Genomic DNA, 26,338 nt, shown 5'->3' on the forward strand with positions numbered 1-26,338 from the left:
CCACGTGGGGGGCCGGCCGGTCCAGCAACACCACCGGATTCGGATTCGCAGGGACAGTCATATGCCTTGGCGTTTCAGATGAAGGGATTTGCATGCCCGGTCAGGCGACCTGGCGGCCGCGGCCGGCCCAGTGCGACTCGCGCAGCTTGTTCTTCTGGATCTTTCCTGCGCCGGACAACGGAAGCTCCGTCCGCACCTCGACGCTGCGTGGGCATTTGTAGCCCGCGATGAGCGTCTTGCAATGAGCGATCAGCTCCGCTTCCGACACGCTCTGGCCCGGCTTGAGCACCACGACCGCATGCACGCTCTCGCCCCACTTCTCGCTCGGGACGCCGATCACGGCGCACGCCGCGATGGCCGGGTGCTTGAGGACGGCGTTCTCGACCTCGGCCGAGTAGACGTTCTCGCCGCCGCTGACCACCATGTCCTTCATGCGGTCCACGATGAAGATGAAGCCTTCGTCGTCCATGTAGGCGCCGTCGCCGGAGTGCACCCAGCCGTCGCGCAGGGTGCTGGCGTCGTCTGCCGGGCGATTCCAGTAGCCCGTCATGGCGGACATGCCGCGTGCGGCGATCTCGCCCACCATGCCGCGTGGCAGTTCCTTGCCGTCGGCGCCGACGATCTTGATCTCGGCCAACGCCGCCGCACGCCCGGCCGAACGCAGCTTGCCCAGCTCGCGCCCGTCGGCCGTGTGGTAGTACGGCGGCAGGTAGCTCACGCAACCCGAGAGCTCGGTCATGCCGTAGCCCTGCATCAGTGCCAGCTGCGGGAAGGCGACGGTCAGGCGGTCGAGCAGCGTTTCGGTGATAGGCGATGCGCCGTACACCATGAACTTCAGGCTGCTCAGGTCGAACTTGCTGAACTCGGGATGGTCCAGCACCATCTGGATCATGGTCGGCACGAGCAGCGTGTCGGTCACCTGCTCGTTCTGGACCGTCTCCATGAACTGCAGCGCGTTGAAGGTCGGCAGCAGGACGTGCGTACCGCCGGCAACGAACTGCCACCAGACGCCCATGGCACCCGCGAGGTGAAAGACGGGCGCGGCGTGCAGGTACACCGGGCCCAAGGGGTAGCCCATGGCCAGCCGGTTCAAGGCCGCACCCATCAGGCTGTCGTGGGAGGCCATCACGCCCTTGGGAAAGCCGGTGGTGCCGCCGGTATAGAACACCGCGGCCAAGTCGGAGCCGCCTGCGCCCACGTCGTCCACGGGGTCGGACTGTGCCATCAATTGCTCGTAGTCGACCATGCCCGCGGGGCAGGCTTCGTTGCCGAGATAGATGATCTCGCGCAGCGTGCGCGATTCGGCCCGCACCTCGTCCATCAACGGCAGATGGGCGTCGTCCACAAAGAGCTGTGTGGTCTCGCAGTCGTTGAACGAGAAGGCGAGCTCCTTTGCGCTCCAGCGGGTGTTGGCCGGATTGATCGCCGCGCCGATCCAGAACACCGCCATGAAGACTTCAAGGTAGCGGTCCGAATTGAGCGACAGGATGCCGACCCTGTCGCCTTTGTTGACGCCGAGGCTGCGCAGGCCGCCGGCCAGCCGCTGGACGCGGCCGACAAACTCGGCGTAGGTCCGACGGCGCCCATAGGCGATCGTCGCGACGCGCTGCGGGTTCTGCTGCAGGGCGCGGTGGATGGATTGAGTAAGGCTGACGGTCATGATCTGCTTGTGGACGATGTCAGGCGCCTTCCAGGCCGACGATGGAAACCGAACACACGTTCTGCGAAGGTTGTCCACCCAAGTTGTGGGTCAGGCCCACCGAGGGATTGCTCAGCTGGCGCGGGCCCGCCCGGCCCTGCAGCTGCAGGTACATCTCGTAGAGCATGCGGATGCCGCTGGCGCCGATCGGATGGCCGAAGCACTTGAGGCCGCCATCGATCTGGCACGGGATCTTTCCGTCGGCATCGAACATGCCGTCGAGCACGTCCTTCACGCCGCCGCCCACATCGGACAGGCCCAGGTCTTCCATCGTCACCAGTTCGGTGATCGAGAAGCAGTCGTGCACCTCGGTCATGCTGATCTGCTCGCGCGGCCGGGTGATGCCGGCCTCGGCGTAGGCGCGCCGCGCCGCGATGCGCGCGGTGTGCACGTAGCTGCCGTCCCATTCGTTGGACTGCAGCTCCCAGCCGTTGGAGGTCACGATCTGCAGCGCCTTGAAGGTCACGAGCTCGCGCTTGCCCAGGCTGCGTGCGATGTCGGGCCGCGTGACGATCACTGCGGCCGCACCGTCGGACACGCCGGCGCAGTCGAACAGGCCCAGCGGCTCGGCGATGATCGGTGCCTTCAGCACCGTCTCTTCGCTCACGGCCTTCTGGAAGTGCGCCTTCGGGTTCTTCGCGCCGTTGGCATGGCTCTTGACCGAGACATGCGCAATCGCCCGCTTGAGCAGAGCCGCATCGACGCCATGCTTGCTGCGGTAGGCCGACGCCAGCTGCGCGAAGTTGGCCGGCGCCACCGCATTGGGATACCACTGCGGAATGTAGGTGCCGACCGTGGCCACCGGCAGGCCGCCGTAGCCGGTGTCCTTGAGCTTTTCCACGCCCAGCGCGATCGCGACGTCGCACGCGCCGGCGGCCACCGCGTACACCGCGGCGCGGATGGCCTCGGAGCCGCCAGCGCAGAAGTTCTCCACGCGCGTCACGCCGATGTTGGGCAGGCGCAGCGCGATGCCCATCGGTGTGCCGCCGCGGCCGGTGCCGACGTCGTCCATGTGGGTCGAGAACCAGGCGGCGTCGAGCTGCTCGGGCGCGATGCCGGCGTCGGCCATGGCCTCGTTGTAGGCCTCGACCATGAGGTCCTCCGGGCTCGCGTCCCAGCGCTCGCCAAACTTGCTGCAACCCATCCCGAGGATGGCGACCTTGTCCTTGATACCTGCGGCCATGATTTACTCCGATCCTTTTTCCGTTGCGGCGGCGCGCACCGGGGTGGCTTTCCAGAAATAGCGGGTGTAGCCGCGACGGTCGTCGATGTCCTTGATGCGAAACGTCATCTCGACCGCGCTGCCGGCATCGATCTCGCCCTCGCCGGTGTCGGTGAACTCCATGAGGACGCGGCCACCGCCGTCGAAGTCCACTTGTCCATAGCGGTGCGGCGGTGAGCGGTGGAACGAAAGAAACTCGGCCGACCAGCTCAACACGGTGCCGCGGCGTTCGGCCAGCTTGTAGGGCTTCTGCGTGTCCTGCAGCGGCTTGCCCTGGTCGTACGAGATGCGCGACGGCGGGAAGTGCACGCTGCCGGTCACCTCGCAGCGCCCAGCGACCAGACCCAGGATCGCGCTGCGATGGCGGTACGCGGTGGACAGTGCCGTCTTGCGCTCCTGCTCGCCGCGCATGCCTCGCTCCAGATCGAGCTGGCCCTTGAAGGACAGGAAACGCGTGTAGGCGGTCTCCTCGACACCGCGGCGGATCCATTCGCTCACACCCTTGGCCGGGCGGAAGTTGCGGATTTCGTCGGTGACGCGGAAGACCATCGCCTGCGCCCCGCTGCCGAACTGGGCCAGCAGGATGTGCTGGCCAGGCTGGGCGCGCTCGAGCACATGGGCCAGCAGCAGCAGCGCGTGCGGCAGGCCGGTGTCGCCCACGCGCGAGGCCAGGGAATCGGTGACCGCCTCGGCGCGCACGCCGCAGGCCTTGGCCAGTTGCTGGTCCATCTTCTGGAAGGTGGTCGGGAAGATGAAGTGGTCGATCTGCGCAGCTTCGACTTTCGCCTCGGCCAGCGCAGCCCTCACGGCCCGTGGCACGAGTTTGGTGATGCCCTCGTCGCGCACCCAGCGCTCTTCCCAGGCGTAGTCGATGTCCTCCCCCGCGGCACGGAAGTGGTCGACGAAATCGACCGTGACCGTGCCGGCGCCCAGGTACTCGGCCAGCACCTTGTCGCGGCCAATCTGAAGCGCGGCGGCGCCGTCGCCAAAATCCAGTTCCTGCGAACTGGCTGCGCGCGTCTTGCGATTGTCGGATGCCAACACGAGCACATCGCCACCGCCGCTGCGTACCTGCGCCACGGCCTGCGCCAGCGCCGAAACGCCCGCACGCTGCGAGCCGGTGACGTCGGCCGCCTGCACGTCGTCGCGCAGGGTGAGCGCTTCGCACACCACGCCGGCGTTCAGCCGCTCGGCGAACGGCAGCGTGCCCGATGCCAGCAGCACGCTGGCGATGCGCGAGCGATCGTCCGCCGCGCCGAGGCAGTCGCGCGCTGCGGCCACCGCCATCGTGATGCTGTCTTCGTCCCAGTTGGCAAAGGCGCGCGTGCCCTTGGCAGCGTTGACGAATTGGGGGGCGTACCACGCATTGGCCTCGGCCGCCGCGCGACGAACAAGCCGCAGGCGGGGCACGTAGCCGCCGTATCCGATGATTCCGAACATGGTCAGGACTTTCTCGTGATGGAAGGGGTTGAAGAAAGGCTTCGAACGAAGGCACCGATGGCGCGCCGAGCGTCGCGCGCTTCGGGCAGGTCGTCAGGGAATTGCTGGAAGACGTGGATCATTCGGTCCCACACCTCCAGACGCACATCGACGCCGGCCGCCTTGGCCTTCGCGGCGAAGTCGACCGAATCGCTGAGCACCGTCTCGCGGTCGCCGACCTGGATCAGCAGCGGCGGCAGGCCATGCAGTTCAGCGAACAGCGGCGACACCCACGGATGCCGGGGATCGCCCTCGGCGCCGAGGGCATTGCGCGCCATGGCGAGGATCATTGGGCGTTGGTGGATCGGGTCGCTCTGGGCGCGCGAGACGTAGCTCTCGCCCGAGGCCGTCATGTCGGTCCAGGCGGACATCAGCACCGCGCCCGCGGGCAGTGCACGGCCCGCGTCGCGCAGCTTGATCAAGGCGGCCAGCACGAGGCTGCCACCCGCCGAGTCGCCTGCGAAGACGATGTCGGCGGGCTGCGTGCCCTGCGTGATCAGCCAGTCGTAGGCGGCGCAGGCGTCATCGAGCGCCGCCGGATGACGATGCTCGGGTGCGAGCCGGTAGTCCAGGCCCAGCACGCGGCAGCCGGTGGCTTCGGAAATCCCCGCCATCAACTCGCGGTGCGAATGCACCGACCCGACCTGGAAGCCGCCGCCATGAAAGTAGAGCACCACGCGCTGTGGATTTGCCTGTGGGCCGGCGATCCACTCGGCGCTCAGGCCGTCGATGGTCACAGGCTGCACCGCAGCCTCCACGGGCTGGCCGCCGAAGAGCGCATCCCAATCGGCGCGCATCTGCGTCACCGTGGCGTTGCGGCCCCAGCTTCGGTAGACCGACAGCACGCGGCGTATGACGCCGTCGAGCTGTTCGTCGGAAGCGGTGATCTTGCGCTCGCTCATTGGCCGCACCCCATGCCGCCGGAAACCCCCAAGGTCTCGCCGGTGATGAAGGCCGCAGCGTCGGAGGCCAGGAAAGCGACCGCGGCAGCCACTTCTTCGGGCGTGCCCAGCCGGCCGGCCAGCGTGGCGCCCCTCATGGCGTCCAGCAGCTTGTCGCCGCCAGCGGCCACGGCTTCGCGCAGCAACGGTGTGTCGATCGGCCCCGGCGCGATCACGTTGGCCGTGATGCCCTTGCGGCCGTTTTCGCGCGCGATGGAACGCGTGAAGGCGATCACGCCGCCTTTGGCGGCGGCATACACCGCCGCGCCGCGCGAACCCATGCGGCCGGCCTCGGAGGCGATATTGATGATGCGGCCGAAACCGGCTGCCTGCATCGCTGGCAAGGCCGCGTGCGTGGTGGCGAACACCGATTCGAGATTGACGGCCAGCAGCCGGCGCCAGTCGGCGATCTGGGTCTGCGTGAAATAGGCATGCTGGTCGATGCCGGCGTTGTTCACCAGGATCTGGTGCGGCCCGGTCTCCAGCACCATGCGATGCGCGCGCTCGAGGTCGGCCACGTCGAGCTCGACGGCAGTGGCACCGATCTCCGCAGCCAAGGCCTGCGCGCTCGCGATGTCCAGGTCGGCGATGGTCACGCATGCGCCCTCGGCCGCCAGCCGGCGTGCGATCGCGGCGCCGATGCCCTTGGCGCCGCCGGTGAGGAACACGCTGCGCACGGTGCTCATTTCCCCGTGAAGCGCGGCGCGCGCTTTTCGATCACCGCCGCCAGGCCCTCCAGCGCATCCTTCATCCCGGCCAGTTGGGCCTGGGTGCGGTTCTCCTCGGGCATCGCGGCCTCGGCGCCGAGGCCGATCCCGTTCCACAGCAGCCGTTTGGTGGCCGCCAGTGCCGCCGGGGCACCGGCCGCCAGTTGGCGCGCCAACGACAGCGCTTCGCCGGCCAGTGCTTCGTCGGGCACCACGCGCGAGATGAGCCCGATGCGCAACGCCTCGGCGGCGTCGATCACCGGGTTGAACAACAGGATGTCCATCGCCTTGCGAAAACCGACCAACTGCGTGAGCGTCACCGAGACGCCGGCATCGGGCACCATCGCCACGCGCGTCGCGCCGGCCAGGAAGCGGCTCGATTCGCCCGCCACGACCACATCGGACGAACACACCAGCCCCATGCCGCCGCCGCCGGCCGCAAAGCCCTGCACCGCACAGACGACCGGCGCGTTGAGCCGCATCAGCAGCGCCACCACCAGCTGCAGGTAGGAGGTTGCCATGCGGATGTAGTCGGGCAACGCCTCGCCCTTGGACAGGAAGGTGTGAACATCGCCGCCGGCGCAGAAGTGCTTGCCCTCGCCCGTGAGCAGCACGGCGCGCACACGGCCCTCGCCGTGCACCTGCATCAGCACCTCGTGCAGCGCCTTGAGCAGTTCCATGTCGAGGCCGTTTGAGGCTTCGGGCCGGTTCAGCCGCACGTGGGCCACGCCGTCGGCATGCAATTCCAGCCGTGCCGGTCCTTCGGCAACCAGCACCTCGATCGAGGGGCTGTCGCTTCGCTTGTCTCCAGTCATCTTTTTTCTCCTGCCTCGCGGCGTGGGGTGTGCGGGCTCGGGTTCAGGGATCTAGATCAGGAAGGCCATCGAATAGAGGGCCCTTTCGTTGTTGGTCAGCACCACCTTCTTGCCGGCCATGCGCAGCGTGCCGCCTTCGCGGCGCAGCTGGTATTCGTTGCGCGAGCCCCAGATCGTGTCGCCGCGCGCATGCGCCTCGAACACGATCGCGTTCGCAGTGACCACCAGGGCGGTGCCGTCGTTTTCAAGAATCTCCACGTTGGAGATCACCCGGCGCAGCGGCGAGCGCGGCGACTGGCTGTAGCGCTTGCCGGTGTGGAACTGGCGCACCCGCAATGCGATGCGCGAGCGGTTGTCATAGATGATGGACATCTCCAGCTCCGGGTCGCTGGTGTCGCCGTTGGCGGGGATCCAGTAGACGCCGTCGTCGGTCCACAGGGCCTCCCAGGCGTCGTACTCGTGGTTGTCCTGAAGGCGCGCTTCGCGATAGATGAACTGCGACACCTCATGGTGAAGCAACAGGTCTTCGACATTCATGTTCACGCCGCCTCCATGAGCGAGCGGTAGTGCCGCCAGATGCCGCGCGTGGGCGTCTCGTCCGTGGCGTCGCCAATCAGATAGCCGTTTTCATCGGTGCGCTCGCGGTGCTTGCCGCGGCCCAGATACAGCCATTCCGGACTCTTCGCCTGAACGCCGAGTTGGGTTCGTTCGTACATCTCCGCGTCGTCCGCCAGCAGGAAGCCGGCCGGGCCGACCGACCCCATGGTCTGCTGACGCAAACGACGATTCAGGTCGGGCGCGCCCTTGAACTGCAGCGCCGTGACGTGCTGCACGGACTCGTTGAACGCCAACGGCTGGATCACGAAGATCTGAATCTCCGCGATGAAGAGATTCGGGTAGATCATGATGTGCGGCGTGCCGTCGATCATGATCTTGCGGGCCTGCTCCACCCCGTAGGCGGCTTCCATGCTCCGCGTGTACTCGGGCAGACGATCTGCGGTGGTGTTGAACCAGCTCATCGGGACATCGCGCTTGCGGAACTCGGGCCGCAGGTCGTTCTCGGAATGCCCCTGGCCGAAGTAGCGCGACACCGCCGTCGAGTCGCTGCTGTAGAGCGAACCGATTCCGCTTTTCGCGACCTCGAAGATCGAGGCATGCACGAACGACGGGTGATAGCCGTCGGTCTCGTTTTCCACCAGGAATTTCCAATTGGACTTGACCTTGTGCTTCAGGAAGCCGGCCGTGACCTCCACCTCGCCCTCGGGCGAGGTCAGGCACAGCGCATCGATGGCCTGCATCGCCGCGCCCAGGTGCTCTTCCAACGAAGGTCCCTCCTGCGCCATCGATCCGAAGACGAAGCCCTTGTAGGAGGCGACGCGCGCCACCTTGCCAAGCCCAAGTTCCGACCTGTCGACACCTTCATAGCCCGAGGGGAACGGATAGCCGCGCAGTGCACCATCGTTGGTGAAGGTCCAGCCGTGATACGGGCATGTGAACGAACGGGCCGACCCCTTCTCGGTCATACACACCCGATTGCCGCGGTGCGGGCAACGGTTGTGCAGGAGATGGATCCTGCCTTCACGGTCACGCGTCATGAGGATCGGCTCGGGCCCGATCGACTTCATCACGTAGTCATTGGGCTTGGGCACTTCGCTTTCATGACCGACGTAGACCCAGGTGCGAAACCATATCTTGCGCAGCTCTTCTTGAAAGATCGTCGGGTCGGTGTAAAGCGAGCCGTGCACCTGGTTCTCTCGGACCAGATCGCCCCACGCGCGAGGCTCTGGATTTGCGTTGGTGATGGGAATCACCGAGGCACAGGTACTCATGTTGTCACCTTCACAAAGAGTGTTTCTGCAAGACGCAAAAGCATTGCGATGCGCCGCTGTTGGATCAATAATAGTCCGACTGGACGGTCTATGTCAACAGTACAAAGCGATCAGTTCAGCCACAACGGCTCCGATCAACCTCTATGAGATGTAAGGAAACTCATGCTCCAAGTGACATTCATTGAGCACGATGGCACCACCCATCGGGTGACTGCTCCCCCCGACCGCACGCTGATGCAGATCGCCCTGGACAACGCGGTGCCAGGCATCCTCGGCGACTGCGGCGGCTCCTGCAGTTGCGCCACCTGCCACGCCTACGTCGACGCGCACTGGGCCGACAAACTGCCCGCGATATCGGAGACGGAGACCTTCATGCTCGAGGGCGTGCCAGACCCGCGCGAGAACAGCCGGCTGTGCTGCCAGATCAAAATGCAAGTCGCACTGGACGGTATCGTCGTTCAGTTGCCGGAAGTGCAGGCCTGAGCTGGCGCGACCCGAACACCCTTGGTTTCGTCCCTTGCAGGGCGCAGGTAAGGACCTGTTGATGACATGATCCCGCCGTGGTTCAAGGCCCGCAACTGTGCGAGCGCAGGGCGCGCCTGTCTCTCAAGCAAGTTCATGGCCGAGAAGGCCTGAGCCGCAGAACGAACTATTGCGGGAACCCGTCCCGAAAAGAGGTCGGCAAATAGTCTTTCACGCTGAAGTCCTGCCGCAGCCGCGGGATGGCAAAGTCCGCGAACGCCTTTAGCTTTGGCAATGACTGGGACCGGCTCGGGTAGAACAGCATGAGACCATCCTCATCGAATCCGAACTCGTCGAGCACCGTCTCCATTTCGCCGCGCGCCAAGTAGTCAAGGACCAGTGCTGAAGGAACCCTCGCCAGGCCGACCCCTCGCAATGTCGCGTGGATGATCATTTCGACGTCATTGAGGATCAAGGGCCCATCGACCGCGACCTCCAAGCGCTGCCCTTCCACCATGAATGGCCAAGCCGTGGGCGAGGTCAGGGACAGTCGCGACTGAATGCAGGGCAGCTTGCCCAGATCCTCGGGCCTGGCAGGACGCCCGATCTTGCGGAAGAAGAAGGGCGTGCCCACCACCACAAGCCGCACCGGCGGCGTGATTCTGATACCCACCATATCCACCGGGACATGCGCGGGCCGCCGAATGCCAGCGTCAAATCCGTGTTCCACGATGTCCAGGACACCCTCCTCCCCATACAGTTCTAACTGGACTTTCGGGTAGGCCCGAAAGAAATCCGGGAACAGCCTGTTCGCCAACAGCGGGAGCATCCCGCGCGGAGACGTAATCCGAAGCTTTCCGCTCACAACGCTTCCCAGGTTTGCCGCCTCGGCGAATCCCGCGTTCAACATTTCTATCGCCGGCCGCGTATGGGACAAAAGCTGCTCGCCGGCTTGCGTGAGGCCGACGCTGCGGGTCGTCCGGTACAGCAGTGGCACGCCGACCCGTCCCTCCAGGGCTCGTATGGTCTGACTCACAGCGGAAGACGTGATGCCCAAATGGCGGGCTGCTCCACGGAATCCGCGCAGCTCCGCGACTGCCAGGAAGACGATCAGACCGTCCAGGTGCGAGCGGTCCACTGGTAAGGGGTGGTGCACAGGGTGTTCTTCTTTGGGAGGTTGAAGGGTCGACTATTCGGACATAGATTGGGAATTCGATCAACTTACGAATGAATTCACCATGGGACGACTGGACAACAAGATTGCACTCATCACCGGCGGCAACAGCGGCATCGGGTTTGCTGCCGCCCGGCTCTTCGCTGCGGAAGGCGCCCAGGTCATCATATGTGGGCGCGACAAGCAGGCAATTGAGGTCGCCGCCTCGGAATTGGGCGTGACGGGCTTGCATGCTGACGTCAGCTCTCTTTCGGATCTCGACCGTCTCTATGCCGAGATCGGCAAGCGCTTCGGGCACTTGGACATCGTGTTCGCGAATGCGGGTGTTGCCAACCTCATTCCGTTCGCTGACGTGACGGAACAGCAACTCGATTCCATGTTCGCGATCAATGTCAAGGGCGCCTTTTTCACGGTGCAAAAGGCGCTTCCTCTTCTCAAGGATGGCTCCTCCATCGTGCTGACCTCGTCCATCGCCAATTCGCGGGGGACAGCGCTGTTCAGCGTTTATAGCGCGACCAAGGCGGCAGTACGCTCGTTGGCGCGCAGCCTCACGAACGACCTACGAAGCCGGAACATCCGCGTCAACAGCCTCAGCCCGGGGCCAACTGAGACCCCCATGGCCGGCAAGTTGGGCGTTCCGGATGACAAGGCGGCGCTTTTTGCAGCGTCGATGGCCCCACAAATCCCCGTCGGCCGCATGGGCCGGGCCGACGAAGTCGCAAACGCAGCGTTGTTCCTGGCGTCGGACGAGAGCTCATTCATCACGGGCGTCGATCTGGCCGCCGACGGCGGCATGGCGCAGATTTGAGGCATCGCGGGTCCGGAAAGGGCCTGCAAAATTCTCGATCGATCAAGAGGGTTCCAGCTTGATCGCCTTCGCAAGCTTGCGGTATCGGTCGATATCGGCCTTGTACCACCGCTCGGCCTCAGGCGGCTCATTCACCGCGGCCGGGAAAGCTCCGGATCCTTCCATGAACTGCCGGAAATTGCGATCCGCAAGGCAGGTGTTGAGCGCGACTGACAGAGTCTTCACGGCTGCGGTCGGAGTCGCTTTTGGAACCATGATGTACCCGTTGATGACATAGTCGAAGTTGGACAGCTCCCTGACTTCTGCGAGCGACGGCACGTCTGGGAGTTGGAGACTGCGTGATGTATCAGTGACGAGGAGGGCACGCAGCTTTCCGCTCTTGATCAGATCCACCACATTTCCGATCAGGGGCAGCACGCCGAAATCGACATGCCCGCCGGCAATATCGGTAATGAAAGTTCCGGCGCCTTTGTAGGGCACGTGAATGGCGTCCAGCGAGAGCTGCATCTTCATGTCTTCAATGGCCAGGTGCGCGAAGGAACCAATCCCAAAGCTGCCATAAGAAAGCGACGGTTTGGATCTGTCCTGCAGGCGCTCGGCCAATTCGCGGAATGTGTTTGCGCCCAGATTGCCCCGCGTTACCAGAACCAGGCGTGTGGCTCCGATGCCTGTCACGGCGCGCAGGTCTTCAGCCTTGTACTTCACACCGCTCATGCTGAGGGGTGCCAGGATGGATTCACTGGGGCCGGCGAACAGTAGAGTCGTGCCGTCGGCGGGAGCTGCAAGCAACTTCCCGACGCCAATCGTTCCGGACGCGCCCGAGATGTTCTCGACAATCACCGTCTGATTGAGTGCGCGCTGCAGAAGGGGCTGCAAGTTGCGCATGGTTGCGTCCGCCGAGCCACCTACAGGAAATGGAACGATCAGCGTGACCACCTGATTGGGCTTGCCTACCTGCGCGCGCGCCGCATCGGCTGCGATCAACGCCAGAACGGACGCTATGAATGAACGACGAGTGGGAAGGCTCACGAGTTGTCTCCTGTAGTTGATTTTTCACCGGCCTGGGATTGGGAAGAGAAGCCCCGCTATTGTCCGACCGCATGGTCTTTTATGGAGACGATATTGATCAGTGCAGCTTCGCAGCCTGATCATCAAGCGCACCGGGACAGCTGTAGTTCGCGCGGATATCCTTGTCGCGAAACTCTCAAGCCGTTAAGGAGACGACAGATGAAATACGACATCAACCAGCGCATGCATGTGGTCGACGATGCGATCGAGCGATGCGCTAACCCATTCCACAAGGCCATCCTCGAGAACTACCGTCGCCACGCCAATCTCGAGGTGTGCGGCATGTGGGAGCAGATTCTGGTTCCCGAAATGACCGCGCCCGACGCCGTGTACCGCATTCATGTCTGCGAGCAGTTGTTCTCAGCGAAGGGGATGACTGAAGTATCCGCAATCTATCGGATGATGGTGGATACCGAGAGCACCGTCATCTACCACACCGACGAACACATCATGGTTTCCGACGACGGGCTGATGACTGACTACATCAGCCATCGCTTCTGGAAAGGCGCTCAATTGCAGGCGCAGGGCGTGACCGTCGAAGATCCCGCGAAGTTCTACATCGTCAGCCAAAGCATCATCTGCTTCTTCCCTTACAACAGCGATGCCCTCTTGGCCGGCGAGACGGTCTTCCACGGTGCAGATATGAAAGTTCGGCCCTGCCCCCCCGAGGAATTCATCACCGTCGCTGAATGTCGCGAGAAGCTCTTGCCAAGAATGAAGTCCGTAGAGCAGATCCGCTTCCAAGGCCGATAGCGAGCATTGATAAGTTCAGCTGTGCGCTGCGCTCATTGCCCACGCGATAGTCAGTACGAGCTGTCGAACCTATCCTTCCGCTTGGCTTAATGGACGAACAAAGAGGAGATACGAATGAAGTCGGACATCACTAAATCCCTACAGTCCGTGGATCGCTTGCTCGCGAGCAGTTCATTGACGCCTCTCCAAAGGCATTACCTCCAGGTTTACAAAAGGCACTCGCTATCGGAGGTCGTTCGACTGATCGACAAGATTTTCGAGCCGGCCATGATGGTGGACGAACCGCACTACAGGATCCAGCTAGGAGGAACTCTTGTGGAACTCAAAGGGCGCGAGGAAGTCAGGGGTTTCTACGACAAGTTTGGTGGTTCCGTGATTCTTCACGAGGACCAAGTGATCCATCTCTCGGAGCAATCCTTCACTTACTGCTCAACGCTAGTTCAGCATGTGACTGGCGCCCAAGTGGTGGCTATGGGCCGGAAGGCTGACCCGACAGGCCACTACGTGAGGCGCTCGGAAGGTGCGGTCGCGCTTTGGACGTTTGATAAACGAGGACGATTGACGGGGGAGTTCGGCAGCGACATGGACTCTGAATTCATTCAGATTCCGGCCGACGAATTCATTTCCCCACAAGAGGCTCGTGAAAAACTGATTCCGCTGATTATTCCTCTTCCAGAGTTCAATCCCGATCAGCAATCCACATTCCGATCAAGGTGAGCCTTCCCAATCTTCCTGCGTCCATGCGCGCTATCGAAATCTCTGAACCCGGCCTTCCGGAAGTCTTGCGCCTTTGCGAGCGGCCGGTGCCCAGCGTTCTTGCCGGAGAGCTCCTCATCAAGGTCGCCGCGGCAGGACTGAATCGGGGTGACATCGTTCAGCGACAGGGAAACTACCCGCCGCCGCCGGGGGCGTCAGATCTGCCCGGACTCGAAGTGTCCGGTACAGTGGTCGCAGTTGGCCCGCACACGACGGGTTTTGAAGCCGGGCAGGAGGTCTGCGCCTTGCTTCCAGGAGGGGGTTATGCAGAGTACTGTGCTGTACCTGCGACCCAGTGCCTGCCCGTTCCGCGAGGCGTTTCCTTGATTGACGCCGCATCGTTGCCGGAGGCCTTTTGCACGGTGTGGGGTGCCGTGTGGCAAGAGGGTGAGTTCACGGCTGGAGAAAGTCTCCTTGTCCAGGGAGGCTCCAGCGGCATTGGCGTTGCGGCCATACAGATGGCAGCAGCACTCGGCCATCCCGTCTACACCACCGCTGGCACCGATGAAAAATGCGCTGCATGCATTGAAATGGGTGCGACGCGCGCGATTAATTATCGGAAGGAAGACTTCGCCGCCGCAGTGCGCACCGCGACGGAAAGAGCCGGCGTGAACGTTATCCTCGATATGGTCGGCGGAGACTATGTTCCGCGCGAAATTTCAGCACTTGCGGACTACGGGCGCCTGGTCTTTATCGCCGCTCTGGGTGGTCATATGGCGAATTTCGACATCTACGAGGTGATGAAGCGCCGCCTCAAGATCACCGGTTCGACCCTGCGCTCTCGGCCGCCTGCTTACAAGGCTGCAATTGTGAACGCGCTGATGGTTCGCATTTGGCCGCACATCGCGAGCGGCAAAATTCGACCTGTGATCGACCGCAGGTTCGCCCTGCACGAGGCAGCAGCTGCGCACGTTGCGCTGGAAGCCGGCGGTCATATCGGCAAAATCCTGCTGGTGGTCTGATGAACAGGTTCTGCTGAGGGCAAGCGGCGACAGCTTCTCCGACGCCAATCACGCAGCCGTGAGGATGCTGAGATAGGACGCCAAGGCGGAGCCACCGCTGTTGCGTTGAACACTGCGCTCATGCGGCCGCGCTCAACCTGCAGTTCCGCGCGGCTCAGGACATGGCAGTGCAGCCCTGCCCTCTCGAGGAATTCATGTTGCGGGCCCGCAAGGCCTGCAAATTCTCGATCGATCAAGAGGGCTCCAGCTTGATCGCCTTGGCAAGCTTGCGGTATCGGTCGATATCCGCCTTGTACCAACGCTCGGCTTCGGATGGCTCGTGCGGTGCCGGCGGCGTCGCCCCGGTTCCTTCTAGGAACTGCCGAAAAGCGGGATCTGCGATACAGGTGTTGACCGCGGCTGCAAGGCGTTCAACGACTGCGTCTGGCGTCGCTCTCGGAACTACGACGTACCCGCGGATGACATACTCAAAGTTCGATAAACCCTTGACTTCCAAAGCCGACGGGACATGAGGGAGCTGCGGGTTGCGCGATGTGTCAGTGACGAGGAGAGCGCGAAACTTTCCGGACTTGATCAGGTCAGCCACGTTTCCGACAAGCGGGAGGAGGCCGAAGTCGACGTGTCCACCGGCAAGATCCGTGACGAGCACTCCGGAGCCTTTGTATGGCACGTGTGTGGCGTCTACGGAAAGCTGCGTCTTCATGTCCTCCATCGCCAGGTGCGCATAGGACCCGATTCCGAAGCTGCCATAGGAGAGTGACGGCTTGGATTTGTCCCGCATGCGCTCGACCAGTTCCGCGAATGTCCCGACGCCAAGATCTGACCTCGCTACCAGAACCAGGGTGTGGGACCCGATGCCTGCCACGGCGCGCAGGTGTTCGGATTTGTACTTCACGCCGAGTACGACGAGGGGGGCCAGAATAATCTCAGTGGGACCAGCCAACAACAGAGCTGAGCCGTCGGACGGGCCTGCAAGCAACTTGTTTACACCGATCGTTCCGGACGCGCCCCCGATGTTCTCGACAATTACTGCCTGCTCAAGAACGCGCTGTAGGGTGGGCTGCATACCGCGCGCGGTAGCGTCTGAAGCGCCGCCAGTCGGATAAGGAACTATCAGGGTGGTCAAGCTTTTGGGCTTGGTTGTCTGCGCACGCGCAGCGCCGCCTGCAGCAAGTGCCAGTGCGGTCGCCATGAATGAACGACGAGTCGGAAGGCTCACAAGTTGTCTCCTGCTGTACTGCATTTCGATGGGTGGGGAGGTGGAAAGAAGCTTAGCTCAAAATAGTCCGACACGCCGGTATATCTATAGCTTCAGGTCCGACGCGAGCGGCCCGCAAGCGCCAAGGTTCTGTCGCACTACGGTCGTCCGGTTACGCTCGAGCGAGGCACGATGCTTGTCCTGGCGCGGTTGCACCCAGGGCAACCGGGCCGCGTCGTGCAGGCGCTCGCCCACCGAAAAGCTAGTGATGGGCGAAATCGATCTTGATCAGTTGAACTTCGTTGACGGCTGGCTCGACACCGCCGGCCACTACTCGCAGCCAGAAACTCTGCGCTGGATGTCAATAAGCAAGGAATGTGGCGCGATTAGAAGTCCGACAAGACCACTGGATTCCACGCATTTCCTGCTTCCGCGTCGCGTGTGATCCTGGAGTCGCGTGCACTCGCGGTGACCGCCTGTCGCAACAGCCTGGAGCAGCAGTTGACCCTCGAATGCGAGCGCCAGCAGGCGCTGATCGATGACAGCTCTTTTGCGCAAGGCGTGGCCGCATTTGCCGAGCGGCGTTCGCCCGTTTTTGGCGGACACTGAGCGCGCGATGCCTAAGGACTCCCGCCAGCGATGCGAAGTTGACGACGCGGCCCTTGCCGCTGGCCTTCGTGGGATAGCAGCCTTGCACTGCGCGCAAGGTGGCGCACTACGCGCAGCAAATCAGGGCGAGTGCGTTCGATGGACAGCGTGCAGATCATCAAGGCCGATGAAAATGAACTATGTCCCGTTCCGAACTCAATGGGCCAGCCAGCGCGAGTCCAGCCATTTGCCCTCCTCGAAGGTGGTTTTGACGCAATCCATCAACGTTGCAACCACGCAGCGCACCGGCGCTGTGGCCTGCCGACTACTCGGCGCCGCCAGCACGATTGTGCGCTTTAGGCCAGGGGGGGCAAGCGGGGCTGCGCTCAGCAGGCCCTGCTCGACCTCCTGGGTGACCCCCACTGCTGGAAGAATCGTCCAGCCGTGGCCATGTGCGACCAGTTCTTTCTGAACGCTCAGCGAGTTGGTCTCGGCAAAGACCTGCAGCATCACGCCAGCCTCTGTCGCAACGTGCTCAATGGCCGCACGCAAGCCTTGTGGTGCTGCGGGCAAGATGAACGGCTCGCGCGCCACGCGCGTTAACCGCAGCGGCCGCTTCCGTGACAACTGTGCAGAGGCTGGCGCTACCACCCACAGGCTTTCTTCCAGCAGCGCCTTCACGTGCAGCGCGGAGGTTTCCTTCTGGCCATAGAGCAGGGCTGCATCCACGTCTCCGGCCTCGAGCCAGTCCTGCAGATGTCCGGCGTAACCGATCGTCAACCGAAGGCGTATGTGCGGGTAGCGCTGGGCGACCTCGGCAGCCAGCCTCGTCGCCAAAAGGTCCGAGGTGCTGGCCAGCAGACCGATGGTCACGATGCCCGAGACGGGGCCTTCGGTGGGCTGGATTTCGGCCTTAGCACGCGCCACCTCGTTGAGGATGCGCCGGGCGTACTCCAGCATGGTTTTCCCCGAGACGGTGAGCTGCATCCCGCGGCGGGTGCGATCGAACAGTTCGGTCCCCATGTCTTCTTCCAGCATGCGCAGCTGGCGTGACACCGCAGGCTGCACCAAGTTCAGGAGGCCAGACGCTCGAGTGACATTGCCTGTCTCGGCGACGGTGACGAAGGCGCGCAGTTGCTTGAGGTCCACATCTTTCTCCTCTATCTCGAAAGCTGATCGAGTCATCAAGTAATTCTATTTTTCAACGGTTCGATCAAATATTAGTATCGCGCACTTTCTTAATATTTCGTGCCGATATGACCGACTTCGCCCTCTCCACTCCTGATCAGTACCAGGAAATCCGCGATGCGGTTGGTGACCTGTGCAAGCAGTTCCCCGCGTCCTACCACCGCGAGGTTGACGAAAAGCGCGGCTACCCCGAAGCCTTCGTCACGGCATTGACCAAGGCTGGCTGGTTGGCAGCGCTGATCCCTCAGGAGTTCGGAGGCCCGGGCCTGTCGATGGCCGAGGCGTCCGTGATCATGGAAGAGATCAATCGCTCAGGCGGCAATTCGGGCGCCTGTCACGGACAGATGTACGTGATGAACACAATCGTCTTCAGCGGCTCGCCAGCGCAAAAGGACCGCTATCTGCCGCGAATCGCCTCGGGCGAATTGCGCGTGCAGTCCATGGGCGTGACCGAGCCGACCACCGGCAGCGACACCACCAAGCTCAAGACGACGGCGGTCAAGAAGGATGGACGCTGGGTCATCAATGGGCAGAAGGTCTGGATCTCCCGCGTGCAGCACAGTGATTTGCTCATCCTGCTGGCGCGCACCACGCCGCTGGACCAGGTGCAGAAAAAGAGCGACGGCCTTTCTTGCTTCATCGTAGAGCTCGAGAAGGCGATCGGCAACGGCTTGACGGTGCGCCCCATCCTGAACATGGTCAACCACGAGACCAATGAGCTATTCTTTGACAACCTGGAGCTGCCAGAAGACGCGCTGCTGGGCCAGGAGGGCAAGGGCCTGAAGGTCATCTTCGACGGACTAAATGCCGAGCGCACGCTGATCGCCGCAGAGTGCATCGGCGACGGCTACTGGTTTCTGGAAAAGGCGCGCGACTACGCGAGCGAGCGCAAGGTCTTCGGGCGCCCCATCGGGCAGAACCAGGGGATTCAGTTTCCGTTGGCCGAGTGCTTCATCGAGCTGGAGGCGGCCAACCTGATGCGCTGGCGCGCCTGTGAAAAGATCAACGCGCGCCAGAACGCCGGCGTGGAGGCCAACATGGCTAAGTACCTCGCCGCCAAGGCGAGTTGGGAGGCCGCGAACGCCTGCCTGCAGACGCACGGTGGCTTCGGCTTCGCCTGCGAATACGACGTGGAGCGCAAGTTTCGCGAGACGCGCCTGTACCAGGTCGCGCCGATCTCCACAAACATGATCCTGGGGCACGTGGCCGAGCATGTGCTGAAGCTGCCCCGTTCCTACTGATCCATTTCTCGGAAGTCTTTCATACATGAAGGTTCTAGTGCCTGTCAAACGGGTCGTCGATTACAACGTGAAGGTGCGCGTGAAGAGCGACGGCACCGGGGTGGACATTGCCAACGTCAAGATGAGCATGAACCCCTTCGACGAGATCGCCGTGGAAGAAGCGGTGCGCCTCAAAGAGAAGGGCGTGGTCACCGAGGTCATCGCCGTGTCGTGCGGCGATGCCAAGTGCCAGGAAACCCTGCGCACCGCCATGGCCATCGGCGCCGACCGCGGCATCCTGGTCGAGACCACCGAAGAGCTGCAACCCCTGGCCGTCGCCAAGCTGCTCAAGGCGCTGGTCGAGAAGGAACAGCCCCAGCTCGTCATCCTGGGCAAGCAGGCCATCGACGACGACGCCAACCAGACCGGCCAGATGCTCGCCGCCCTGACCGACCTGCCGCAAGCCACCTTCGCCTCCAAGGTCGAAGTGACAGACGGCAAGGCCACCGTCACGCGCGAAGTCGACGGCGGCCTGGAAACCATCTCCCTCACGCTGCCGGCCGTCATCACCACCGACCTGCGACTGAACGAGCCGCGCTACGTCACCTTGCCCAACATCATGAAGGCCAAGAAGAAGCAGCTCGACATCTTCAAGCCCGAAGACCTGGGCGTGGACGTCAAGCCCCGCCTGAAGACCCTCAAGGTCAGCGAGCCGCCCAAGCGCGGCGCCGGCATCAAGGTGCCCGACGTCGCCACCCTGGTGGACAAGCTCAAGAACGAAGCCAAAGTGATCTGAGGAACATAACGACATGACCGCACTAGTTATTGCCGAACACGACCACGCGACCGTCAAGCCCGCGACCCTCAACACCGTGACCGCAGCGCTTGCCTGCGGCGGCGACGTGCATGTGCTCGTCGCGGGTGCCAATGCCGCCGAAGCCGGCAAGGCTGCCGCGCAGATCGCGGGCGTGGCCAAGGTCATCGTGGCCGACAGCCCGAGCCTGGCCGAGAACCTGGCCGAGAACGTTGCTGCCCAGGTGCTGGCCATCGCGGCCAACTACAGCCACATCCTGTTCCCCTCGACCGCCAACGGCAAGAACGTCGCCCCGCGCGTGGCCGCCAAGCTGGACGTGGCGCAGATCTCCGACATCACGTTGGTCGTGAGCCCCGACACCTTCGAGCGCCCGATCTACGCCGGCAACGCCATTGCCACCGTGCAGAGCAGCGATGCCACCAAGGTGATCACCGTGCGCACCACCGGCTTCGACGCCGCCGCTGCCACCGGCGGCAGCGCAGCCGTTGAAACCGCCGAAGGCGTGGCCGACAGCGGCAAGTCCAGCTTCGTGGGCCGCGAGGTCACCAAGAGCGAACGCCCCGAACTGACCGCAGCCAAGATCATCGTCTCGGGCGGCCGGGCCCTGGGCAGCGCCGAGAAGTTCACCGAAGTGATGGCGCCCCTGGCCGACAAGCTCAACGCAGGCCTGGGTGCCAGCCGCGCGGCCGTCGATGCGGGCTACGCGCCCAACGACTGGCAAGTGGGCCAGACCGGCAAGATCGTCGCGCCGCAGCTGTACATCGCCGCGGGCATCTCGGGCGCGATCCAGCATCTGGCCGGCATGAAGGACTCCAAGGTGATCGTGGCGATCAACAAGGACGAAGAGGCGCCGATCTTCTCGGTGGCCGACTACGGCCTGGTGGCCGACCTGTTCACGGCCGTGCCGGAACTGGTGAAGGCGCTCTGACACACCATGAATACTGACGGTTCCCAATCCGTCGATGCGCGGGGTCAGGGCACTTACGAAGGTTCCGCCCATACCACCCATGGGCCGGTCCGGCTTGCGCATGCAACCCTGCCCATCGGCCGCTGCGTGCGGCCAATAAGTGGTGCGGGGCGATGCAGTGAAGGGGGACTTCGGCTGGTTCGGCAGGGTGCCCGCTCAGGTGGTCAAAAAACCTATCCAGGGTCTTGCAAACCAAATGTCGATCGCTATCTGAACGGGATGAGAGATCTTCAACCGCGTTTCCTGACCCGCGAGCAGAGCCAAGAACAAACCCGCCAGCGGCTCGTCGAGTCTGCGCGCCGTCTGGTGGCCCTGCGCGGTCTCTACGCCGCCTCGGTGCGCGATATTGCGGCGGACGCTGGCTATTCGCAAGGTGCCTTCTACTCGAACTTTGCCAGCAAGGAAGCGCTGCTGCTTGAGGTCCTCAAGCTCCACAAGGACGACGAAGCGCGCCGCGTGGCGGCGATTATTGACAGTGCTGGTGACGTGGAGGAGGCGCTATCGAGTCTCGAAACATGGGCCGAGCGGCTGTCCGCGAGCCCCGAGCACGCACTGCTGTCATCCGAGCTTCTCATGCACGCTGTCCGCAATGCCGATTTCGGCGTCGCCTATTCATCGCTCATGTCTGAGCAACGCAGGCTCTATGCCGCTCTGGCCCGCCGCATGTTTGCGCTCAGCGGAGCGATACCGCCCGCGCCGTTGGAAGACATCGCCGCAGGATTGACGGCGATGGAGCGCGGCCTCGCACTTGATAGAGCGGTTGGCCTCACGACAGGGGCCAGCGTGCTTCCGGCCTTTTTCCGCACTGTCTTCCAAAACACGTTCGACGCCGGCGCGCAGTCCGGCGGAACGGACCCGCATCACCCAACACAGAACAGCAACGGCTCATGATCATTTCCCCGCAGCCTTCTACGTCCCGCAAGGCGCTTGTCATACTTTCGTCGGCGCACCAACTTCCGCTGAGCGAACCCGCCGGTCATGCCCCAATTTCAACCGGCTTCTTCTTGATTGAACTGGCGCAGGTGCTGAAGGAATTCGGTAACAGCCACGAGTTCACATTCTGCACACCGGATGGCGCCGAGCCCCAGCTCGACATCAATGGCCTGTCGTTGCCCTTCATGGCGACCGACCGCTTCACCGGAGCGATGGTGTCCCAGATGCTCGCGCCCAAATCCTTCGCGCGCCGCCGTCCCGATCTCGTGGCTCGCAGGGATGCCGAACTCCGCCTCGCCGCTCGCTATCTCGGCGACCTTCCGGTATCTCGGGTTCTGCCAAACACCGATCCCGAGGTCGCCGAATTTCGAGGCGAGGTCGAGAGGGTGCTAGCCGGCTCGGCGAAGGCGAACTATCTTTCGGTGCAGACCGTGGTCGAACGTCACCGGAATCCCGACGACGCCTTTTCACTCTCGGATTTCGATTTCATCCATTTTCCTGGCGGTCACGCGCCGATGGTCGACTTTCGGGATTCGCCATGGCTGGGCGAGATTATCAATCTGGCCTACGAGCACAAGGTCGTGCTTTCGCTGATCTGCCACGCGCCGATCGCGATGACGTCTGCGGCGTTCCGCATTGACGAGAGCGGCAGTCCCCGCGCAGTTCCGAATCATCCGTTCCGTGGCGCAAAGCTGACCACGGTATCGAAGTTCGGGGAGCTGATAGCACTTACCACCAACTATCCCAAAATCCCGGGCAAGAAAACCCGGCTGCCCTACTATCTCGACAAAGTGCTGAGGGCCTCGGGCTACGACGTTTTGCTCTCGATCAATCCGGCTGCCGCGAAGGTGGTTTGGGAACCTCATCTACGTCTGCTCAGCTCCAATGGTCCCTATTCGATGGATCTTCATGCGGCCCGTTTGCGCGAGGCCGTCCGATGACTTTTCCGAATCTCGGCTCAGGCTGCAACGCCGATCCTTCCCTCAGTACAGCCCTACGCAACTCAACTCGAAGCGAGCGAGGCGCGCGGAACACGAAGGTCTGCAGGTGACCAACAGTGTCGGGTTGAATCAGACGCATCTTTGTGGTGGGCTTGCCGAAACCGGACGGGCTGCACGCTTCAGGGTCACCAAGTGACCAACAACTTCTTCAGCGCATGCGCAACCGTGTTGGGAACGTACTCAAGCGCATGTGCATCGACGATCCGCAGCCCGGGCAGGCGTTTGGATACGATGTCGAGCATCACGCTCAGCTCCAACCGTGCAAGCGGCGCGCCCGCGCAGTAGTGGATACCCATGCCAAAGCTCACATGCTGCGCAATGTTGGAGCGGCCCGGACTGAACGACTCCGGCTCTTCGAAGACTTCGGGATCCCGATTGGCGGAACCGAACATCATGAGCACCCGATCCCCCACCACCAGCGGCTGGCCCAGCACCTCCACATTCGCTTTCACCAGCCGCCGCCAGCCGATGATCGGCGGTGAATAGCGCAGCGACTCTTCCACCACCGCGTCCAAGTCCTGCTGGCCCGCGACGATCGATTCCCACATTGGCCGGTTGCGCAGCAGGTTGTTGAACATGCCAGTGGCTGCCGTGGTGGTGGTCTCGTGCCCGGCGAACAGCAGGTTGAACACCGTGCCCGTGATCTCGCGCAAGGTCATGTTTTCGTCCGAGCCGGCGCGCTGGGCCAGGAGGTCGCTCACGACATCGTCGCCTGGCGCATCGAGCTTGCGCCGCACCAGTGCTTCGGTGTAGCTATAGAAGTCGACCGTGCCCTTCGCGATTCGGACCTGTTCGTCCTCGGTCGGCTTGCCCCACTGCAGGACCATGCGGCTGTCGGCCCAGCGCTTGACAGACGGCACGTCTTCCTCTGGGATGCCCAAGGCACGAAAGAGTACCAGGGCGGGGGTCTCGAAAGTCAGGCCAGACACCAGATCCGCCGGGCCCGGTGCGGCCAGCAGGGCATCGAGCTTTTCGTTCACCGTCTTGCGCACGAAGGGCTCGAGCGCGAGCATCCGCGGCCGCTTGAGCGGCTCCGTGAAAAATCTGCGGTATCGGGCGTGTGTCGGCGGGTCGTTGTTGACCAGCATTGGCGGCACGTCGTAGCTCGATTCGCTGATGATCGAGCGGGCATGTGGGCACAACGGAACGAGCGGGTCGGAGACGATCTTCGAGGAAAAGTGCACCGTGTCCCTCAGGATCGACTTGACCGTTTCATGCCGCGTGACCACCCAACTGCCGAGTGCGGGCGAGAAGAAAATGGGTTCGGTTTCGCGAATCTCACCCAGCACTTGATGCGGATCGTTCTGATATGCGGTGGAGAATGGGTCGAACAATGCACTCGCGCGAGTGGTGGGGCCCGTTCTGGGCGCGGAGGCATCTTGGGACAGCGGGCGCATGAGCACAGCTCCTTATTGAGATGAAGGCTTGAGGATTCAGGGCCGGCACGCTGTGGCGCCGGCAGAAGGTCAGTCCAGCTTGAGTCCGAGCTGCTGAACCAGGGGACGCCAACGCTTGCTCTCGGCGTCGATGAACTGCGCAAACTCCGAGGGCGCGTTCGCATAGGGTTCCATACCGAGTTCGGTGAAGCGTCGGCTCACCTCGGGGCTCTGGACGACAGCCTGTATCGCAGCAGACAGCCGGGTCACCACGGCTTCGGACGTGCCCTTGGGCGCCACAATGCCTACCCATGCGTAGACTTCTGCGCCTTGCACACCCTGCTCAGCAGCCGTGGGGACGTCCGGCAGCGCCGGGACGCGCGATGACGTCAGCACGGCAAGCGCCTTCAGCTTGCCGGCGCGCAGGTGCGGCAATCCGACGATCGAGTCGACCGTCATGAGCGGCACCTGGCCCGCGATTACGTCCTGGGCGGCCGGCCCAGCGCCTTTGTAGGGAATGTCGATCGCTTCGAAGCCTGCGCGCCGCTTCAGCAGTTCCATGCCGAGGTGGTGGAAGGTGCCTTTGCCGGCAGAGGCGTAGGACAGCCGCTGGCTCCTCGCGAGTGCTATCAGCGACTTGAGATCGGACGCAGGGAATGAGGGATGCGCAACCAGGATCAGGGGCGCACGGATCACCAGCGACACCGGCACCAGATCCTTGTCCGGGTCATACGGCAGCTTGTCGAACAGCACCTTGTTCAACACCACCGCACCGCCATCGGTGCCGAAGAGCGTGTAGCCATCGCCTGCCGACTTCGCGACGGCCGTGGCTGCAATGACGCCGCTGGCGCCCGCCTTGTTGTCGACGATCACCGGCTGCCCGAGCTGCGCGCCGAGCCCTTGCGAGATGGCCCGCATGACGAAGTCCACGCCGCCCCCGGGGGCATACCCAACCACGACTGACAAGGGTTTGGAGGGCCAGGCCTGCGCCAACGCAGGACTCACTGCACAGGCCGCATAGCTCGAGAGCGCAAAGCAGAAGGAACGGCGAATCATCTTCGTGTTTCCATGTAATGGCGCCCATGCCGACGCGGCTTGGGCTCGATTAATGATAAATCGATTACGCTAAAGGTAAAACAGGCACTAACCCGTAGCTGTCCCGTTCGAACACAAGGCAGGCAGGCACGGCCAGCAACGCAGATGAGGGAAAGTTCAGGCGGCCGTCTGGGCAGCAGGCTCCCAGGTCTTCTGGGCAGAGGCCGACGCCGGATGCGCTGGCGCATTGGCTCGAAAGCGGCAACCCTGCCGCAGCCGCCCTTACACGGGCAGCGGGCGGACACTCCTCGACCGAAGGGTCAGCCGGCCTGGAAGCCCAGCTTGTGACTTGCGCGCGAGCCCGCCGCTTTCAGTGCCTGGGCGTTGGGCCCGTCGAGCGACACATCGAAATTGCCCGACACGCCCAGCGCTCCGAAGGCGGCTACCGCGCGTCCGTCCACTGAAAGCACAGGAACCGCCAGCCCGCTGATTCCGGCCAGCAGCGTTCCGTCGACGGATGCCGCGCCTTGCTCGCGAACCGTGTCGATGACACGTCGGGCGTCCTTGAGCGTGCCGATCTCCCGGCGATGCGCAGCCGAAGCCACCCGCAGTTCCTCGCGCATGAGGTGGTCTACCTGAGCGGAAGGTGCAAACGCTGCAAACACGCGGCCCGTCGCAGACCAGAGCAAAGGAAGCACCGACCCCACGCGCACGTTGACGGTGACGAGCTCGCGGGGATCATCCCAGCGCATGATCATCGGACCGTTCTCGCCCATCAGCGCGACGAAGCAGGTCACGTTCAATGAATCGAGCAAGGCGGCAAGCTCGGAAGTGGCCGCCCGCAGCGGCTGCGCCTGGCGCTGCGCGATCAGACCGACAAAGATGCTCTCAGGACCCAACACGTACCTCGAGGAATCCGGGTCCTGATAGACGAATCCCGATTGAACGAGACTGACCAGATAGCGGTGCACCTTGGCCGGGTTCTCCTCCAGCTCGGCCGACAGCGCCGTGATGGAGGCGGCTCCGCCCATCACGGCCAGCTTGTGAAGCACGGCAAGCCCGATTTCGGCGGACTGAACCTTGCGGCGCGGAGTCTCTTCTGAGCGAAGCATTTTCAAGGTCTGCGATCTGATCTGTAGGAGCCAGGGCGGCTTGGCAGGCCCGGCCGCCCGAAGCACAGGCCGTGTCTTGCGGCCGGTGACAAACGCGTCGCCGCAAGCTGGGGCGACGCGGCACACGCTGATTATCCTCGCGCCGTTCGCTCTGTCCCCTTCGCAGGGGACGGCGCACGGAGCCAGCCTCCCGCACACTTGCGCAGGCTTCACGCGTACAAGCCAGTCGCA

Annotated in this window: 27 protein-coding genes; 12 read left to right on the top strand and 15 right to left on the bottom strand. The window is 63.2% G+C overall.

The features are described 5' to 3' along the window. Positions 1-100: 100 nt before the first annotated feature. Genes ABID97_RS18610 through ABID97_RS18645 form a run of 8 tightly spaced genes read right to left on the bottom strand, consistent with a single transcriptional unit; the run spans position 101 to position 8,692 of the window. Positions 101-1,660: an acyl-CoA synthetase gene (locus ABID97_RS18610; RefSeq protein ID WP_354399899.1), complete on the bottom strand. Its 1,560-nt coding sequence runs from the start codon at positions 1,658-1,660 to the stop codon at positions 101-103. 19 nt (positions 1,661-1,679) lie between these two features. Then, positions 1,680-2,882: an acetyl-CoA acetyltransferase gene (locus ABID97_RS18615; RefSeq protein WP_354399900.1), complete on the bottom strand. Its 1,203-nt coding sequence runs from the start codon at positions 2,880-2,882 to the stop codon at positions 1,680-1,682. A 3-nt stretch (positions 2,883-2,885) separates the two neighbouring features. Next, positions 2,886-4,361: a 3-oxoacyl-[acyl-carrier-protein] synthase III C-terminal domain-containing protein gene (locus ABID97_RS18620; protein WP_354399901.1), complete on the bottom strand. Its 1,476-nt coding sequence runs from the start codon at positions 4,359-4,361 to the stop codon at positions 2,886-2,888. A 2-nt stretch (positions 4,362-4,363) separates the two neighbouring features. Beyond that, positions 4,364-5,302 carry an alpha/beta hydrolase gene (locus tag ABID97_RS18625; RefSeq protein ID WP_354399903.1) on the bottom strand — a complete coding sequence of 313 codons (939 nt, stop codon included), beginning with the start codon at positions 5,300-5,302 and terminating at the stop codon, positions 4,364-4,366. Further along, positions 5,299-6,027 carry an SDR family NAD(P)-dependent oxidoreductase gene (locus ABID97_RS18630; RefSeq protein WP_354399904.1) on the bottom strand — a complete coding sequence of 243 codons (729 nt, stop codon included), beginning with the start codon at positions 6,025-6,027 and terminating at the stop codon, positions 5,299-5,301. Before ABID97_RS18630 ends, ABID97_RS18625 begins: the two co-directional genes overlap by 4 nt. Beyond that, entirely contained in the window at positions 6,024-6,863 is an 840-nt protein-coding gene (locus ABID97_RS18635; RefSeq protein ID WP_354399905.1) for an enoyl-CoA hydratase/isomerase family protein, read from the bottom strand. The genes ABID97_RS18630 and ABID97_RS18635 overlap by 4 nt, the downstream gene beginning before the upstream one ends. Before the next feature lie 51 nt (positions 6,864-6,914). Further along, entirely contained in the window at positions 6,915-7,400 is a 486-nt protein-coding gene (locus ABID97_RS18640; RefSeq protein WP_354401806.1) for an aromatic-ring-hydroxylating dioxygenase subunit beta, read from the bottom strand. Between the two features lie 2 nt (positions 7,401-7,402). Beyond that, positions 7,403-8,692, bottom strand: coding sequence for an aromatic ring-hydroxylating oxygenase subunit alpha (locus tag ABID97_RS18645; protein ID WP_354399906.1), 1,290 nt, complete (start codon positions 8,690-8,692; stop codon positions 7,403-7,405). 162 nt (positions 8,693-8,854) lie between these two features. Between ABID97_RS18645 and ABID97_RS18650 the strand changes: the two genes are divergently transcribed. Next, positions 8,855-9,175, top strand: a complete 321-nt coding sequence (locus ABID97_RS18650; RefSeq protein ID WP_354399908.1) for a 2Fe-2S iron-sulfur cluster-binding protein — start codon at positions 8,855-8,857, stop codon at positions 9,173-9,175. 166 nt (positions 9,176-9,341) lie between these two features. Here the strand turns inward: ABID97_RS18650 and ABID97_RS18655 are convergent, their stop codons facing one another. Next, positions 9,342-10,292 carry a LysR family transcriptional regulator gene (locus ABID97_RS18655; protein ID WP_354399910.1) on the bottom strand — a complete coding sequence of 317 codons (951 nt, stop codon included), beginning with the start codon at positions 10,290-10,292 and terminating at the stop codon, positions 9,342-9,344. Positions 10,293-10,392: 100 nt separating this feature from the next. Between ABID97_RS18655 and ABID97_RS18660 the strand changes: the two genes are divergently transcribed. Next, positions 10,393-11,136: an SDR family oxidoreductase gene (locus tag ABID97_RS18660; protein WP_354399912.1), complete on the top strand. Its 744-nt coding sequence runs from the start codon at positions 10,393-10,395 to the stop codon at positions 11,134-11,136. Positions 11,137-11,178: 42 nt separating this feature from the next. Here the strand turns inward: ABID97_RS18660 and ABID97_RS18665 are convergent, their stop codons facing one another. Continuing rightward, positions 11,179-12,165: a tripartite tricarboxylate transporter substrate binding protein gene (locus ABID97_RS18665; protein ID WP_354399913.1), complete on the bottom strand. Its 987-nt coding sequence runs from the start codon at positions 12,163-12,165 to the stop codon at positions 11,179-11,181. A 198-nt stretch (positions 12,166-12,363) separates the two neighbouring features. Here ABID97_RS18665 and ABID97_RS18670 point away from each other — a divergent pair, with 198 nt between their 5' ends. The 3 genes from ABID97_RS18670 (at position 12,364) to ABID97_RS18680 (ending at position 14,675) form a co-directional block, all read left to right on the top strand. Beyond that, positions 12,364-12,957 (top strand): hypothetical protein, encoded by a 594-nt coding sequence (locus tag ABID97_RS18670; RefSeq protein WP_354399915.1) that lies wholly within the window; start codon positions 12,364-12,366, stop codon positions 12,955-12,957. A 114-nt stretch (positions 12,958-13,071) separates the two neighbouring features. Further along, positions 13,072-13,674 (top strand): hypothetical protein, encoded by a 603-nt coding sequence (locus ABID97_RS18675; RefSeq protein WP_354399916.1) that lies wholly within the window; start codon positions 13,072-13,074, stop codon positions 13,672-13,674. Positions 13,675-13,697: 23 nt separating this feature from the next. Further along, positions 13,698-14,675: an NAD(P)H-quinone oxidoreductase gene (locus tag ABID97_RS18680; protein WP_354399917.1), complete on the top strand. Its 978-nt coding sequence runs from the start codon at positions 13,698-13,700 to the stop codon at positions 14,673-14,675. 232 nt (positions 14,676-14,907) lie between these two features. On the opposite strand, the gene ABID97_RS18685 is transcribed toward ABID97_RS18680, so the two are convergent. Next, the gene (locus ABID97_RS18685; protein ID WP_354399918.1) at positions 14,908-15,867 is read right to left on the bottom strand and encodes a tripartite tricarboxylate transporter substrate binding protein; all 960 of its coding nucleotides are present in this window, start codon (positions 15,865-15,867) and stop codon (positions 14,908-14,910) included. A 274-nt stretch (positions 15,868-16,141) separates the two neighbouring features. Between ABID97_RS18685 and ABID97_RS18690 the strand changes: the two genes are divergently transcribed. Further along, on the top strand, positions 16,142-16,318 hold the full coding sequence (locus ABID97_RS18690; protein ID WP_354399919.1) for a hypothetical protein: 177 nt from the start codon (positions 16,142-16,144) through the stop codon (positions 16,316-16,318). Further along, on the top strand, positions 16,315-16,482 hold the full coding sequence (locus ABID97_RS18695) for a hypothetical protein (RefSeq protein WP_354399920.1): 168 nt from the start codon (positions 16,315-16,317) through the stop codon (positions 16,480-16,482). Before ABID97_RS18690 ends, ABID97_RS18695 begins: the two co-directional genes overlap by 4 nt. A gap of 195 nt (positions 16,483-16,677) precedes the next feature. Here the strand turns inward: ABID97_RS18695 and ABID97_RS18700 are convergent, their stop codons facing one another. Further along, on the bottom strand, positions 16,678-17,610 hold the full coding sequence (locus tag ABID97_RS18700) for a LysR family transcriptional regulator (RefSeq protein WP_354399921.1): 933 nt from the start codon (positions 17,608-17,610) through the stop codon (positions 16,678-16,680). A 107-nt stretch (positions 17,611-17,717) separates the two neighbouring features. Between ABID97_RS18700 and ABID97_RS18705 the strand changes: the two genes are divergently transcribed. The 5 genes from ABID97_RS18705 to ABID97_RS18725 all read left to right on the top strand — a co-directional run bounded on the left by ABID97_RS18705 (position 17,718) and on the right by ABID97_RS18725 (position 22,524). Further along, on the top strand, positions 17,718-18,890 hold the full coding sequence (locus ABID97_RS18705) for an acyl-CoA dehydrogenase family protein (RefSeq protein ID WP_354399922.1): 1,173 nt from the start codon (positions 17,718-17,720) through the stop codon (positions 18,888-18,890). A gap of 25 nt (positions 18,891-18,915) precedes the next feature. Continuing rightward, positions 18,916-19,665, top strand: a complete 750-nt coding sequence (locus ABID97_RS18710; RefSeq protein ID WP_354399924.1) for an electron transfer flavoprotein subunit beta/FixA family protein — start codon at positions 18,916-18,918, stop codon at positions 19,663-19,665. 13 nt (positions 19,666-19,678) lie between these two features. Then, positions 19,679-20,611 carry an electron transfer flavoprotein subunit alpha/FixB family protein gene (locus tag ABID97_RS18715; RefSeq protein ID WP_354399925.1) on the top strand — a complete coding sequence of 311 codons (933 nt, stop codon included), beginning with the start codon at positions 19,679-19,681 and terminating at the stop codon, positions 20,609-20,611. A 258-nt stretch (positions 20,612-20,869) separates the two neighbouring features. After that, entirely contained in the window at positions 20,870-21,541 is a 672-nt protein-coding gene (locus ABID97_RS18720) for a TetR/AcrR family transcriptional regulator (RefSeq protein ID WP_354399926.1), read from the top strand. Then, positions 21,538-22,524: a type 1 glutamine amidotransferase family protein gene (locus tag ABID97_RS18725; protein ID WP_354399927.1), complete on the top strand. Its 987-nt coding sequence runs from the start codon at positions 21,538-21,540 to the stop codon at positions 22,522-22,524. The genes ABID97_RS18720 and ABID97_RS18725 overlap by 4 nt, the downstream gene beginning before the upstream one ends. A 185-nt stretch (positions 22,525-22,709) precedes the next feature. Here ABID97_RS18725 and ABID97_RS18730 read toward each other — a convergent pair whose 3' ends face one another. The 3 genes from ABID97_RS18730 to ABID97_RS18740 form a co-directional block, all read right to left on the bottom strand. Continuing rightward, positions 22,710-23,981 carry a cytochrome P450 gene (locus ABID97_RS18730; protein WP_354399928.1) on the bottom strand — a complete coding sequence of 424 codons (1,272 nt, stop codon included), beginning with the start codon at positions 23,979-23,981 and terminating at the stop codon, positions 22,710-22,712. Positions 23,982-24,050: 69 nt separating this feature from the next. Next, positions 24,051-25,016: a Bug family tripartite tricarboxylate transporter substrate binding protein gene (locus ABID97_RS18735; RefSeq protein WP_354399929.1), complete on the bottom strand. Its 966-nt coding sequence runs from the start codon at positions 25,014-25,016 to the stop codon at positions 24,051-24,053. A gap of 299 nt (positions 25,017-25,315) precedes the next feature. Beyond that, complete coding sequence (locus tag ABID97_RS18740; protein ID WP_354401807.1) at positions 25,316-26,107, bottom strand: IclR family transcriptional regulator; 792 nt, start codon at positions 26,105-26,107, stop codon at positions 25,316-25,318. Positions 26,108-26,338 lie beyond the last annotated feature (231 nt).

Source organism: Variovorax sp. OAS795 (assembly GCF_040546685.1).
Classification (GTDB): domain Bacteria; phylum Pseudomonadota; class Gammaproteobacteria; order Burkholderiales; family Burkholderiaceae_C; genus Variovorax.